The sequence below is a fragment of the Mucilaginibacter sp. R-33 genome (genome assembly GCF_049949235.1).
In the GTDB taxonomy this organism is placed as follows: domain Bacteria; phylum Bacteroidota; class Bacteroidia; order Sphingobacteriales; family Sphingobacteriaceae; genus Mucilaginibacter.
The window spans coordinates 2,923,246-2,937,832 of the sequence record NZ_CP188089.1 but is presented as its reverse complement, the minus strand read 5'-3'; the positions used below and the strand labels follow the sequence as shown (position 1 = coordinate 2,937,832).

At 44.1% G+C, this 14,587-nt stretch carries 9 protein-coding genes; 6 read left to right on the top strand and 3 right to left on the bottom strand.

The genetic code is table 11. The features are described from left to right. Positions 1-52 precede the first annotated feature (52 nt). The gene (locus ACP26M_RS12235; protein WP_426589205.1) at positions 53-2,017 is read right to left on the bottom strand and encodes a M1 family metallopeptidase; all 1,965 of its coding nucleotides are present in this window, start codon (positions 2,015-2,017) and stop codon (positions 53-55) included. 228 nt (positions 2,018-2,245) lie between these two features. Between ACP26M_RS12235 and ACP26M_RS12230 the strand changes: the two genes are divergently transcribed. Together ACP26M_RS12230 and ACP26M_RS12225 are read left to right on the top strand one after the other, a co-directional pair. Next, positions 2,246-4,267, top strand: coding sequence for a thioredoxin domain-containing protein (locus ACP26M_RS12230; RefSeq protein ID WP_426589203.1), 2,022 nt, complete (start codon positions 2,246-2,248; stop codon positions 4,265-4,267). A 12-nt stretch (positions 4,268-4,279) separates the two neighbouring features. After that, a complete protein-coding gene (locus tag ACP26M_RS12225) occupies positions 4,280-4,783 on the top strand; it encodes an FKBP-type peptidyl-prolyl cis-trans isomerase (protein ID WP_426589201.1) in 504 nt (167 codons plus the stop codon). A 141-nt stretch (positions 4,784-4,924) separates the two neighbouring features. Here ACP26M_RS12225 and ACP26M_RS12220 read toward each other — a convergent pair whose 3' ends face one another. Further along, entirely contained in the window at positions 4,925-5,641 is a 717-nt protein-coding gene (locus ACP26M_RS12220) for a hypothetical protein (RefSeq protein WP_426589199.1), read from the bottom strand. Positions 5,642-5,709: 68 nt separating this feature from the next. Continuing rightward, the gene (locus ACP26M_RS12215) at positions 5,710-8,499 is read right to left on the bottom strand and encodes a TonB-dependent receptor domain-containing protein (RefSeq protein ID WP_426589197.1); all 2,790 of its coding nucleotides are present in this window, start codon (positions 8,497-8,499) and stop codon (positions 5,710-5,712) included. Between the two features lie 128 nt (positions 8,500-8,627). Here ACP26M_RS12215 and ACP26M_RS12210 point away from each other — a divergent pair, with 128 nt between their 5' ends. From ACP26M_RS12210 to ACP26M_RS12195, 4 genes are all read left to right on the top strand, one after another. Beyond that, positions 8,628-9,194, top strand: coding sequence for an acyl-CoA thioesterase (locus ACP26M_RS12210; protein WP_274989303.1), 567 nt, complete (start codon positions 8,628-8,630; stop codon positions 9,192-9,194). A 52-nt stretch (positions 9,195-9,246) separates the two neighbouring features. After that, positions 9,247-11,151 (top strand): tetratricopeptide repeat-containing sensor histidine kinase, encoded by a 1,905-nt coding sequence (locus ACP26M_RS12205; protein WP_426589194.1) that lies wholly within the window; start codon positions 9,247-9,249, stop codon positions 11,149-11,151. Between the two features lie 256 nt (positions 11,152-11,407). Then, positions 11,408-12,478: a fatty acid desaturase gene (locus ACP26M_RS12200; protein WP_426589192.1), complete on the top strand. Its 1,071-nt coding sequence runs from the start codon at positions 11,408-11,410 to the stop codon at positions 12,476-12,478. Positions 12,479-13,047: 569 nt separating this feature from the next. After that, positions 13,048-14,577 carry a TolB family protein gene (locus ACP26M_RS12195; RefSeq protein WP_426589190.1) on the top strand — a complete coding sequence of 510 codons (1,530 nt, stop codon included), beginning with the start codon at positions 13,048-13,050 and terminating at the stop codon, positions 14,575-14,577. Positions 14,578-14,587: the final 10 nt, after the last annotated feature.

Below are 14,587 nucleotides of genomic sequence, written 5' to 3'. Positions count from 1 at the left end.
TCTCTAATCTCGCCGCAATCCGAAATCGAAAATCCAAATTCCGAAATCAAAACTACTCTCCCCTGTAAACGTTGTTTTTCAGGTCAACGTCAGGTAGTTGACGATCAGGGTCTATTTCCATGCTTTTGATAGCCGATGTTGAGGGGTATTTAAATTTCCAAACACCATCGCGCTGCCAGATGTTTACCGGCAGGTGAATAGTTTCGGTTTTGCCGTTAGCCTGAACAATTTTAAGATCAACAGGCATAGCCATTTTTTCATTATTGGTAAGTGTGATCAGCGCGCCATCGGCCGGGTTACCTTTGATATAGCTTACCGAAGTAATGGCCTGGTCAAGCTTCCAGGTGGTGAAGAACCATGATTTCCAAAACCAGTTCAGATCTTCGCCTGTGGCATCATTCATAGCCCTGAAAAGATCGTACGGAAGCGGGTGCTTAAACGCCCAGTTTTTAACATACTCGCGGAAGGCATAATCAAAGCGCTCTGGGCCAAGCACTACGTTGCGTAATATATCCAAACCTAACGCGGTTTTGGTATAATACTGGCCATAATCATTGAGCCCTATGGCTTCAGGAGCGGTCATGAGCGGGTCTTTGCTGTTGCGGTAGCCAGCCAGTACATTTTGCGCCGAGCCACTTTTCTCAACATATTCGCCTTTATTAAATTTTTCGGTAGCATACTCATTAATAAAGGTGTTAAAACCTTCGTCCTGCCACATGTATTTGCGCTCGTTTGAGCCAACTATCATCGGGAACCAGTTATGGCCTATCTCGTGGGTAACATCGCCCCAAAGCTGTCCTTTTTTCAGGTTGCTGAGGCAGAAGATAGCGCCCGGATATTCCATGCCTAATGCCACGCCCGATACGTTAACTGCCGAATTCCAGGGATATTCAAAATATAGGTTTGAATAGATCTCCATGCTGTTTTTTAGGTATTCGGTTGAGCGGCCCCAGCCGTCATTGCCCGAACTTTCAACCGGGTAGGCCGACATGGCAATGCCCTTGCGGCCAGATGGGAAATTAACCCTTGCCGCGTCCCAGATAAAAGCGTCAGAAGCGCCCAATGCAATATCGCGGGTATTCTGCATTTTAAAGTGCCAGGTAAGCGTGCCTTTAAAGGGCCGGGTTGAGCCTCTGCCAACTTCCGCAGCGCTAATGATGGTTACTGTTTTGTCGCTGTTGCGGGCTTGTTCCAGTCGTTTTAATTGAGTGGGAGTAAGTACCTCTTCAGGGTTTTGCAAATCGCCCGAGCCAACTACTATTTTATTGGCAGGAGCGGTGATGTAATAGTCAAAATCGCCGTATTCGCAATAGAACTCGCCTAAGCCCATGTATGGCAGGGTGTTCCAGCCCTCCACATCGTCGTAAACACACATGCGCGGGTACCATTGAGCAATTTCGTAAACATAGCCTTGTTTAAATTTCTTGCGGCCCATACGGTCGGCGCCATAAAATGGGATTGCAAAATCATAATTAACCTTGATCTCTATTTTTTCGCCTTTGCCATCCATTGGGGTATTAAGGCGTAACTGCATCCGTGCATCGGTAATGACAGGATCAACGTTGTAGGTTTCGCCTTTGTAAGTAACATCAACAGAGGCAATATGATAACCACCGCGGCTAAAACCACGAACGTCAAACCTGTCGCCGGTATACGGAGTTACCGCCGCTCCGCGCGAATCTGGTTTAAAAAGGTTTTGATCCAGTTGCAGCCACAGGTAATCCAACTTATCAGGGCTGTTGTTGGTATAGGTAATGGTTACTTCGCCGGTTATGGTAGTATCCTTGCCTTCATTAAGGGAAGCTTTGATCTGGTAATCAGCGCGGTTTTGCCAGTAATTTGGTGAGGGTTTGCCTGCAGCCGAGCGCGTTCCGCCACTGGTAACGGGCCATGTAATTGGGCCAAAAAGGTCCTGGTGATTGTATTTTGTGGTGTCGGTAGTTTGGGCCGATGCCGGTCGCGTTAACGGCATCAGCGCCACGGCGCATAATAAATAATTCAGTTTTAAACAGTTCATCTTAAATTTTTGATAACAAGGGGGCAAATAAAGGGAAATAATTTGTGAGTTTGATAATTTTTAGGACTGAAAGGGTTGGAGATAAGTGATTTTGACTTATTATTAAAAATTCAAAAATGAGACTGGTCTGATACGAATAACCACTTTTACCTAAAACTTTTCTAAATAAATTCCATTTAACTTACAGGTGCAATTATATCTGCATTTTTGCAGCAAACACACAGCTATATGAATCGCCTGGCCAATTCCACATCGCCCTATTTATTACAACATGCCAATAACCCGGTAAACTGGTACTCCTGGGGCAAAGAAGCCCTTGATAAAGCCAAAGCCGAAAATAAGCTCATCCTGGTAAGCATCGGTTACTCGGCCTGCCACTGGTGCCATGTTATGGAGCACGAAAGCTTTGAAGATGAAGCTGTAGCCGCCGTTATGAACGAATATTTTGTTTGTATTAAGGTAGATAGGGAAGAACGCCCCGATGTTGACCAGATTTATATGAGTGCCGTACAGCTCATGAGCGGCAGAGGCGGATGGCCATTAAACTGTATCTGCCTGCCCGATCAAAGACCTATTTACGGTGGTACCTATTTCCGCAAAAACGATTGGACTTCGCTGCTCTTTAACCTGGCCGATTTTTATAAGCAAAAACCCGAAGAGGCCGAAGATTACGCCGTTCGTCTTACCGAGGGCATTCAAAAATATGAGTCGATAGAATTTGTGGTGGCACAGGCAGAACATACGCGGGACGATCTGCAAGCTATTGTAAGCAACTGGAAACGATATTTTGATAAGCAGGAGGGAGGTACAGGCAACGCGCCCAAATTCCCGATGCCAAATAACTGGCAGGCTTTAATGCGCTATGGCTATTTAATGAAAGATGATGAAGTAGCAGCGCAAGTGAAACTTACTTTGCATAAAATGGCTTTCGGCGGCATTTACGACCATGTTGGCGGCGGCTTTGCCCGTTACTCGGTTGATGGGCGCTGGCATGTGCCGCACTTTGAAAAAATGCTTTATGATAACGCCCAACTCATTAGCCTGTATGCCGAAGCTTATATCTGGCATCCGGATGAATTGTACAAACAGGTAGTTGACGAGATCATCACTTTCAGCACGCGTGAGCTGATGTCGCCCGGGTATGGCTTTTATTCGGCGCTTGACGCGGATAGTGAAGGAAAGGAAGGCAAATTCTATATTTTTACCAAAAATGAGATTGAAGAGATTTTAGGCGATGATGCCGGTTTGTTCTGTATCTACTACAATATTACGGAGGATGGCAACTGGGAAGAGGAGGAATCGAATGTTTTATTTCGCAAGGATAGTGACGAAGACCTGGCCGCAAAATTAGGTTTGCCTGCTCATGAATTGCTTGCTAAAATAGCTGCATCCCGTCAAAAAGTTTTTGAAGCCCGCAGTGTACGCGTGCGCCCGGGATTGGATAACAAGATCCTGGCATCCTGGAATGGCCTTATGCTGAAAGGCCTGAACGATGCTTACCGCACGTTTAATAAGCCAGAGTACCTTGAGCTTGCGCTGAACAATGCCGGGTTTATTTTAAATAACCTGCTTGGTCAAAATGGCAGGTTATCACGGGTTTACAGTGCCACATCGTCGCAGGATAAGCCTGTAGCATTTTTAGATGATTATGCCAATATCATCGATGGGCTCATTGCCTTATATGAGGTTACCTTTAATGAGCATTGGCTGCAGCAGGCCAAAAGCCTTGCCGATACAGCCATAGCCCACTATTATGATGAAACAAAGGGTATTTTCTTTTTCACTGCCGATGATGATGAACAGCTGATTGCCCGCAAATCTGAAATTATGGATGGGGTGATCCCTGCCTCCAATTCGGTTATGGCACGGGTGCTTAAAAAGTTAGGCTTGCTTTTTGATAACGAAAGTTACATTGAGGTTTCGGCACAGTTGTTACGCAATGTAATGCCGCAGCTGGCAAAATATGGTTCGGCTTATTCAAACTGGGTGATGCTTTTGCTGGATGAGGTGTTTGGAATAAACGAAATTGCGATAACAGGAGCCGGAGCGGAAACTTTCAGAAAGGAAATGGAAAATAATTACATCCCCAATAAAATTATGTTGGGCGGTAATACAGGAAGTTTACCTTTGCTGCAGGATAAGTTTGGTGCATCAACGCAAATTTTCATTTGTATAGATAAAACCTGCGGATTACCTGCTAATAACCCGGCAGATGCCCTTAATGAGGTAGAAGCCAGATTTTACAACTAAAAACAATTTACAATGAAAATTGCACCACAACACGTAGTATCATTAACCTACGATTTGTACGTAGACCGTGAAAACACCGGTACCGAAACTTTGGTAGAAAGTACCACCCAGGAACAGCCGCTTACCTTTTTATTTGGTGCAGGACAGATGCTGCCTAAATTTGAGGATAACCTGAGCACACTTTCAACAGGTGATGCCTACGAGTTTCGCTTATCTCCCGAAGATGCTTACGGCGTATATGATGAAGAAGCAGTAGCCAACCTGCCAAAAGAAATGTTTCAGGGCACCGAAATCCCTGAAATTGGCAGCATTTTGCCTTTACAGGATAACCAGGGCCACCGTTTCCAGGCTATGGTGGTTTCAATTGCCGAAGATGCCGTTATTGTTGATCTTAATCACCCTATGGCCGGTCAGGAACTGCACTTTAAAGGCAATATCCTTAACGTACGCCCTGCAACAGCCGAAGAGTTATCGCACGGCCACGCGCACGGTCCGGATGGTCATCACGATCACTAAGCCCCATTAATAGCGTAGCTATATAATTAAGCGTCATTGCGAGGTACGAAGCAATCCCCGATTAGCAGGTCCGCCCTGTATAGTTTGGGATTGCTTCGTACCTCGCAATGACGCTTTTGGTTTAAGAGGAAGTATGGATGCTTAATAGAACTCCAGCCCCCCGTCGTTTCTGAATGCGCACTTAATAAGCACACGGCAACCAACTGCTTCGCCGTTTACAGTAGCCGGCACAAAGATCTTATCGGCAGGATCGGGTACATCAATGCTCATATTAAAGGTTTTTTCGTACGAACCGCTGTATACATGTACCTTGAATGATGCAAGCCTCCCCAGCGGACTAACCAGCAACTCTACCGCACCAAACGATACATTTGGATTAAGGTTCATTAAATCGGGCGGAAGCTTAAATAAGTTCAGATAGGGGAGGTAGCCAAAAAATCTGCCGCCTACTTTAAGTGGTTTGGTTGTTTTTGCTGTGTCATTAAGTTTTACATCAACAAAATACTGCAGGTTTGATGTGCTGTCTTCAGGAGCTTCGTAAGTGATCTGGTTGGTCCTGTAATCGAAATTTTGTACCAGGTGCCCGCGATTGTCAAAAAAGTGCCATACGCCCGCCCTTTTGTTGTTGTCGTAATAGCCGCTGGCCAATGCATAGTTTTTTTGATAAAGGGCCTGGTATAAACCTTGCCGGATACCCTTATTACTCTTAAGTACGCTGAACCGCTCAACTACCGAATCGGTAAGACGATGTTTTTGGACCACTGTTTCCGGGCCGGTTTTTTCGGTGGCATCTTTGGTTTGTGCAATGGCACAGCCGATATATAGTATCGATATAAAGGTTAAAATAAGTTTTCTCAATGCAGGGATATAGATTGTTGTAAATATATAACAGCGCTTAACGTTTTTCAAAAAAAGCAGGATACAAATTATCCTCTGCCACCACGGCGACCGCCGCCAAAGCCACCAAAGCCCTTACCGCCGCCGTTACGCCCGCCCTGTGGACGGCTGCCGCTAAATTTTTGAAGCCGGATGGTAAAGCTGAGCATAAAATACCTGCCCAGCCGGTTGGTACGTGTATCAATGATCTGGTTGCCTACGGCAGTGCGTGTTATACCTTTGTTTTCGTCAAAAATATCAAAAGCCTGGAACCGGAGCGAGGCTATATGCTTGTTTAAAAACTGGTATTCCAGGTAGCTGCTCAGCAGAGTAGGGCTCGCTTTCACGGTACTACTGAAACCGTGATTGATGGTTTGAGTTAAGCTGTAACCAAGCACCCAGCTGTAAAAAAAATAATTGCGGCCGTCGAGCCCTAATGTCCAGGTTTGGGCATCGGTATTTAATGAGGACGGCAGGCTATAACGGGTAGTATTAATGCTGTAATTAGCGCTGATCTCGCTGTCCATAATGCTGTCAAGATCAACCCTAAGTTTAACACCCTGGTTAAGCACCCAGTTTTTTCCCTCATTGCGCTGATTTTCAATATATGAAATGTTGTTGTTGTAGCTTGCGCCGCCGTTTAAGGATACGGTGTACTTGCGTTCGGCAAATGGTTTTGAAAAGGAATAGTTGCCATTTACATTATAAAAACCGTTGGTGTTAATATAGCGGGTTGCCTGTATGGTATTGTTGCCTTTTGCGCTTTGGGTGCTATCAGTAACGGGGGCCGAATTGGTAACTATTTTATCCTGGGTTTCGGCAAATGATAAACTGGCGAACAATGAATTGCCGCTGGCAATATCAAACTGGTTATAACGCACATTAAAGCTGTTGGTGAATTCGGGTTTCAGGTCAGGGTTGCCATAAACCCTGTTTTGAGGGTTTGAATAATCGGGCTGAAGCTGCAGCTGACTAAATGATGGCTGGGCATTGGAGCCACTGTAATTAAATGAAAACGAGTGGTTTTTTGAAAAGTTATAGATAAACCTTGCCGTAGGGATAATATTAAAGGTAGATGTGGAGGTATGAAAGTTATGCGATTCCCCCTCGAGCTTTGAAGGCTGAACAGCCAGGCCCAGCGTATAATTATATTTAGGTTGTATCCCGCGAAGGTTTAAACCGATACGATTGGTGATGAACTGGTAGTTATACAACGTACTCAATGAATCAACGTAGGTTTGATTGCCTGTTGCAGGATCAACCCGGTAGTTGTAGCGGTTATTATCGGTGTTCGAATAATTATAACTGTAATTGCTTTCCAGGTAAGTTGTTTTGCCAACAGGTTCGATGTATGAAAAATGCAGGCTTACCCTTTGCGATTGATTATCAGAGTTGATCTGCTGAAACAATGGTGTTACCACGGTATCCTGCCGGGTGGTGTATTTATCGCTCAGGTCCTGATCGTTTTTAGAATAGCTTACATTGGCATTAACACTGAAGTTCCGTCCTTTTTTATGGAACTTGTGGTTGTAAAGCACGTTAAGGCTGCCTGTTTGCGATGAGTTATTGGTGAGGGCCAGCTCATTGCCGGTAACTAAACTTTGGTTACGGGTATTGCTGAAGGTGTCGGTACTCATGTTTTCGGCGGTGGCATATGAAAAGCCCGGGTTTATTTTGATATAATTAGATGTATCTATTTTGTATTCGATATTGAAATCAAAGCGGTGGTTGATACCATGGTTATGGTTAGTACTGTTGTCCATATTGATGATATTACCCGATTGATAAAGGTTTTGCTGCAGGGTTGTGCTGTTGATATCCCTGTCTTTATCGGCAAAACTATAGCTGCCATAAACCGTTACTTTTTTGCCCCAGTCATCGCGGTAATTGGTGCCTAAGGAGCGGTTGGTAGTAATACCGTTAGCCGTACTCACCCCGCCTGCGCTGCTGCCTCCGCCGCCACCTCCACGCCCTGCCCGGCCTCCGCCGCCACCGCTGCTGCCAAGATTGAAGCTATTGGTGTTATTGTTATTCCAGGTGCCTATAACCGCCAGCTGCCTTGCATCATAAAATGAATTGGCCGAAAGACGGGCTTGGTATCGGTCGTCATTACCAACGCCAACGCTGCCCTGGCCAAAATTGCCTTTGCTTTTTCCCTTTTGTATGGTGATGTTCAGGATCTTGTCCGGGTCGCCGGTTTTGATGCCGGTAAGGTTGGCCTGGTCGCCGTAATCGTCAATCACCTGTATGTTTTCCACAATATCGGCAGGCAGGTTCTGGGTTGCGGTTTGCACATCGCCGGTAAAATAATCCTTACCGTTAACCCGCACTTTGGTAACCTGTTTACCATGCGCGGTTACATTGCCGTCTTTATCAACGCTTACGCCCGGCAGCTTTTTGAGCAAATCTTCCACCGGCGATCCTTCCCGTACTTTATAGGCGCTGGCTTTGTATTCAACGGTATCTTCTTTTATGGTGATGGGGATCACAGCCGAAACTACCACCGTGTTCAGCATATTGGTTTGCACCTTTACTTTGATGGGATCGAGGTTAATGGGTTTGGTATCGTTATCCATTACATAACGGCGGGTAAAGGGCTGGTAACCGATTCCGCTAATGGTGAGTTTAAAGTTTTTGGAGACAACGGCTGGGAAATAAAATGCCCCGGCAGTGCTGGTTGCTACTACTACGCTGTCTTTATCGGAGATTAGTTTTACCGTAATTCCGGGTACGGCTCCCACGCTGTCAACTACCGTACCGCGCACTTCGCGGGCTTGCTGGGCATAGGCAGTTGATAAAAAAAGAATACCGATAAACGCGAGCAGTAAGTGTTTTTTCATAGTTTAGGGTCAATTTAGGTTATTGACCATTAAAGTTTAACGAAGGTTTAACTATTTAACCCTATGTAATACTAATGTTGCATATATTGTATTTTAGTGCTTAACCTTATACTATATTACCATATATTATGAACCCCTTACCTGATATAGACGGCTATAAAAGCGTGGCATTTTCGCAGGCCACCATTACCGAACTGATGATCCCTTCGTATTCTAATTTTGGCGGAAAGATCCATGGAGGGATCTTGCTTTCGCTAATGGACAAGGTAGCCTATGTATGTGCTGCCAAACACGCCGGTAATTATTGTGTAACAGCATCTATCGACACGGTGGATTTTTTACAGCCCGTGGAAGTAGGGGAACTGGTATCACTCATGGCATCGGTAAACTATGTAGGTAATACTTCGCTGGTGGTAGGGATTCGGGTGATATCTGAAAATATCAAAAACCATTCGGTAAAACATACCAACACCAGCTATTTTACCATGGTAGCCAAAGACGAATTTAACAAGCCGGCCAAAGTGCCCGGCCTGGTTTTGGAAAACCGGGAACAGGTAAGACGTTTTATTGAAGCCCGCCGCCGTAAAGAGATTAAGCAGAGTTATATGAAAGAGGTTGAACAAATTCAAATGCCCGATAACTACGAGAATTGTATTGAACTGCTGCAGGGCGAGCGGTGCATTGTTGCCGGATAGCTATTGCCTATATTAAGTTTATTGTTAGATTGCAGTCTGAAACTGTTAGCGAATGACAAGGCCCCTTGGTTTATTATTGCTGTTATTAATGCATAGTACTGTTTATGCGCAAAAAACAAGCGGAATTGAGCCGGAAAAATCGCCGGCGTTAATCAAAACCATCGACAGCCTTAACAAATTGGTTGAGGAAACCTATGTTGGTGCCCCCTACGAGGCAAGGGTAAGAGCTGAGCATGCCTTGCTGCTTTCGGAAAAAATAAAATATAATGAAGGTACCGGCGCCGCTTTTTTAAATTTAGGACATGTGTACTGGTCGCAGTCATACTATCCTATCAGTTTGTTTTATTTTAATTCGGCTTTAAATTATCTGCCCAAAAACAAGCCGCTGTTATTGGCCCACTGTTATAGCTCCATGGGCAGGGCTTATACAGATTTGCAAAATTACAGTAAGGCCTTGAAAAATTTAGATATAGCCGCCCGCTTTGCTGGCCATGATCCTAAAATGCTTGCCGAAGTTTATAACGAACGTTCATTTATTTACGCCAGGCTTAAACAATATGATAAAGGCATTACTCTTGCCAAACTTGCTATGCAGCTTAGCCGTACGGTAAATGACCAGCCCGCAATATGTATATTATATAGCCGGCTGGCTAATGCTAATCGGTTAAAGGGACAATATCAACAGGCCGTAGCTTATTCAGACACTGCCCTGCAAATGAGTTATATTGTTAATAACAGGCGTTTAAGAGCTATCTCATTTATTGAACGTGCTGTTATTTATAATTCGTTAAACCAGTTCGACAAAGCCATTAACCTTGCAAAAAAAGGTGCTGCTTTATCCGATAGCATCGGTGTTATGGATGGCATTTCGTCGGCTTATAAAACCATGGCCTATAGCTTTGAGCAAAAGCACGATATGGTGCAGTCGTTAGCCTATCAAAAAAAATATACCCAGGCGCTTGATAGCCTTAGTGCTGCCAATAAGCGTAAAAGTACGGAGCTCATACAGAGTTATTTTGAGCTCAACAGCCGTCTTAATGCTATTGCCGCGGTTGAGGAAAAGGCAGGGCAATACCGCGAAAAAATTCATTTGCAAAAGGTTATAATCATTACACTGCTTATTTCATTGCTGGTTGTAATATTGGCTTTGTCGGTTACCTATTACCTTTATAAACAAAAGCGGGTTTTAAATAACCGAATGCGCAAGCAGCATAAAGCCTTATTAATTCAAAAAGAACTGATAGAAGACCAATCGGTAAACCTGGCAAATATTAATAATCTTAAAGATAAGTTACTGGCTGTAATAGGGCATGATCTGCGCACACCGCTCGCTAATCTGAATTCTATATTACGTTTATACAACACCCGTGTTTTAAGCGATGATGAAGTTCAGGACTTGATGAAGGAAATAGAACCGGTAGTACAGGGTGCCGAATTAACCCTTTCAAACCTGCTTGAATGGGCAGGCAGCCAGATTAAGGGAATTAATCATGAGCCATCAGCGGTCGACATTTATTTAGTTGGTAATGAAATCGACAGGATCTTTGGTTACCTTTTTCAGCAAAAAAATATCAGGTTTGAAAACATGGCTTTACCCGGGATGTGTGTACAGGCCGATGAAAGGCATGTAAAAGTAGTTTTAAGTAACCTCGTTAGCAATGCTATTAAGTTTACGGGCAATTACGGCATAATTAGTTTATTAAGCACAGTTGACGAAGGCATGTTGGTGATTAGTGTTAACGATACCGGCAACGGTATTCCTGCAGAAAAACTTAGCAAGTTATTTAGCCTTAATACGAAATACACAGCCACAGGCACTTCCGGCGAGAAAGGCACCGGCATTGGTTTGTTTTTATGCAAGGAGCTTATTGAGTTTAACGGCGGCAGGCTTTGGGTAAATTCAGAATTAAACAGGGGCAGCACCTTCAGCTTTAGTCTTCCTTTGGTAACGGATTAAGTTTTCCTCAAAAATTATTCCTATTTAAAATTAGCGGTTTGCTATACGTTAATGCTTATTAAGTAATATGTAGCTGATATTAACTTTTATAATTTCTTATAAAGAAATTTAATTATTTTGAAAAAGTTTTAATCATTTGTTGGGTAATTTAAATCTATTTATCCCGTTGTTACGTATAAGCAGTAAGTACTTTTTACTATATTGTGACAATTATAACAATTCTCCGACAATTTTAAACTAATCTCCCAAACACTTAATGGCATTTTTAAACACTGTGCTCGAACCACCTGCATATGGTTGGACAGATGGACTTGGCAACCTGTCAAAACCTACTAACACACAAATTGTAAAAGAATTTTTTAAACGGCTAAATGTATTCAGGGATAAAAAAAACTGGCTTTCGTTTTTAAGCTGGTCGCTGGTGCTGGCTTTAGTGCCGTTCCTGGGGCTGTTCATCTTTAAATATTTCAGTATCACCGGGCTTATTGTTGCTTTCGTATACAGTATGATCATTATGGGCACCCATGGTACAATCTGGCACCACCGGTATTGCACTCACGGAGCTTACACCTTTAAAAATAAATTCTGGCGGTTTTTTACTCAAAACCTTACGCTTAAAATTATCCCTGAAGAAATCTACGCTGTATCGCACCATGTGCACCATGCGTTATCTGATCAACCCGGCGATCCTTACAATGCACAAGGCGGTTTTATGTATTGCTTTTTAGCTGATGTTAACCACCAGCCAATAGCACGAAACATGGACGAAGCCACTTACAAAAAATGTGTTAACCTGATGAAACATACAGGGGTAAATACAAATACTTACAAGCAGTATCAAAAATGGGGCACCCTGGCTAATCCAACCCGCACCATCATTGGTATTATACTGAACTGGGGCTTTTGGTTTATGGCTTTCTACCTTTTAGGCGGACCGGCTTTGGCTTGTGCTGTATTTGGCTCTGCCGGCATTTGGGCAGTTGGCGTACGTACATTTAACTACGAAGGTCATGGTAAAGGAAAAGATATGCGCCGTGAAGGTATCGACCATAACCGCGAGGATATGTCAATCAATCAGTTGTGGCCGGGTTATGTAGCAGGTGAGTGGCATAACAACCACCATTTATATCCTAAAAGCGCCCGCTCTGGCTTTAAACCATATCAGTTTGATTTGGCCTGGTGTTATATTAAAATGATGAGTATGCTGGGAGCTGTAAGCTCATACCGCGATTCAAAAGCTGATTTTTTGAAGGAATATTGTACGCCGGTACCGGTAGTAGCGCCGGCGGCTATACCAGTTGCTGAAATATTGGTAGCGGCGGAATAAGCTGTTATTAAATACATTAAAAGGCCATAGCAAGATAAGTGCTGTGGCCTTTTTGTTTGGTTTGCCGCCACTTTGGCTGCTGTTAGTAATGTCATCGTCATCTTGTGGAAAGAAGAAAAGGCGTGGAATTGTGCGATTTCCTCCCCTGGGGGGGTGTAGGCAGGGGTTTCGTCGACGTGCCTATACCGGAAATAGCAGATGAACCCCTCCCTGCCATTACACATTTCCATCACACCCCTCCCAGGGGAGGGAATTGAAAAACTTTTGCCGTTGTTGGTGTTGTCACCAACAACTATGCGCTGTGCAATTCAACTGGTGATCTCCGCTCTATGTCATCCGATGCGTTAACCTATCTGGTGGTTGTTGGTGACAACACCAACAACGGCAATGTGACAATACCAATAACAACAGCGTCCTGTTTTAACCTCCACTCCGTGTTAAAATTACACTTTGTAAAAATCTGGCTATATATCAAAAATGTGGAGAATTGTTAAAATAGTACTATCTTAATAGCGAATTGATTATATACCTTAGTGAACCGATTATAGTGTACACTAAACACCAAACCAATGCGCTGTAAAATATTAAATGTTGTGTTATGCATGGCTTGCATTGCCTTGTTTTCTGCCCGGGTTAGTGCTCAGGACGTAGGAATATTTGAAGGCCAAACCGATGTTGGTACGGTTAAGCATCAGGGTAGTGGGGCATATGATACTAAATTACAGCAATATACGCTTATTGGTTCGGGCCAGAATATCTGGGCTACGCATGATGATTTTCACTTTGTGTGGAAGAAAATGAAAGGGGATTTCATTCTTCGCACCAACGCTGCATTTATAGGCAAAGGTGTTGAAGCGCATCGCAAGGTTGGACTAATGGTTCGCACCACGCTTGATTCAAATTCAAAACATATCAATGCCGTTGTGCATGGCGATGGCTTAACCTCGTTGCAATACCGTAAAACGGTAAGCGGCATTACCGAAGAAAAGAAGGCATCCATCACTGCGGCCGATGTGATCCAGCTGGAACGCAAAGGTAATACCTATACTATGTCGGTAGCCCGCAAAGGCGATCTCTTTGTGAGCGAGGAAGTAACCGGTCTTGACCTGGGCGACGACGTTTATGTAGGCATTTTCATCTGCTCGCACAATGCGGATGTTACCGAGAAAGCTGTATTCAATAACGTACGTATAGTTACACCCGCACCGGCCTCATTGATTCCTTATAAACAATATTTAGGCAGCGCCATTGAGTTGCTTGACCTCGAAAGTCAGAATGCAACGGTGGTTTATCAATCACCAAAATCACTTCAGGCACCAAACTGGACGCTTGATGGCAAATCACTCATTTATAACAGCGAAGGCTCATTGTATAAATTCGATCTTAAATCGCATACACCGAAGGTACTCAATACCGGCATCGCTAAAAATAATAATAACGACCATGTGCTTTCCTTCGATGGCAAAATGCTGGCTATCAGCAGCGGCGATGGTGGCCCATCAATAGGATATACAGTTTCTTCGGCCGGTGGCGAGGCTACACGGGTAACCCAAACCGGGCACGGCGCAAGTTATATGCATGGCTGGTCGACTGATAAAAAGTACATCGTTTTTTGTGGTGAGCGCAATAAGGAATTTGACGTTTACCGCATCCCCGCCGCTGGTGGTCCCGAAGAGCGCCTTACCAACACGCCCGGTTTGGATGATGGCCCCGAATATTCGCCCGATGGAAAATACATCTACTTTAATTCTGTACGCAGTGGCCTGATGCAGGTTTGGCGCATGAAAGCCGACGGCAGTGAACAAACGCAATTAACCAACGATGACTATAACAACTGGTTCCCGCATATTTCGCCGGATGGTAAATGGATAGTTTATATCACCTTCCTGAAAAACGAAGTATCTCCCGGCGATCACCCCTTTTATAAACACGTATACTTACGGGTAATGCCGGTTAATGGCGGTCCGTCAAAAGTAGTAGCCTACCTGTACGGTGGCCAGGGTACTATCAACACCCCGTCATGGGCGCCGGATAGCAAGCACCTGGCATTTGTAAGTAACTCTGATTTATTGTTCCCTGTATTTCCTATTGCAAAATAACCTTAAACAT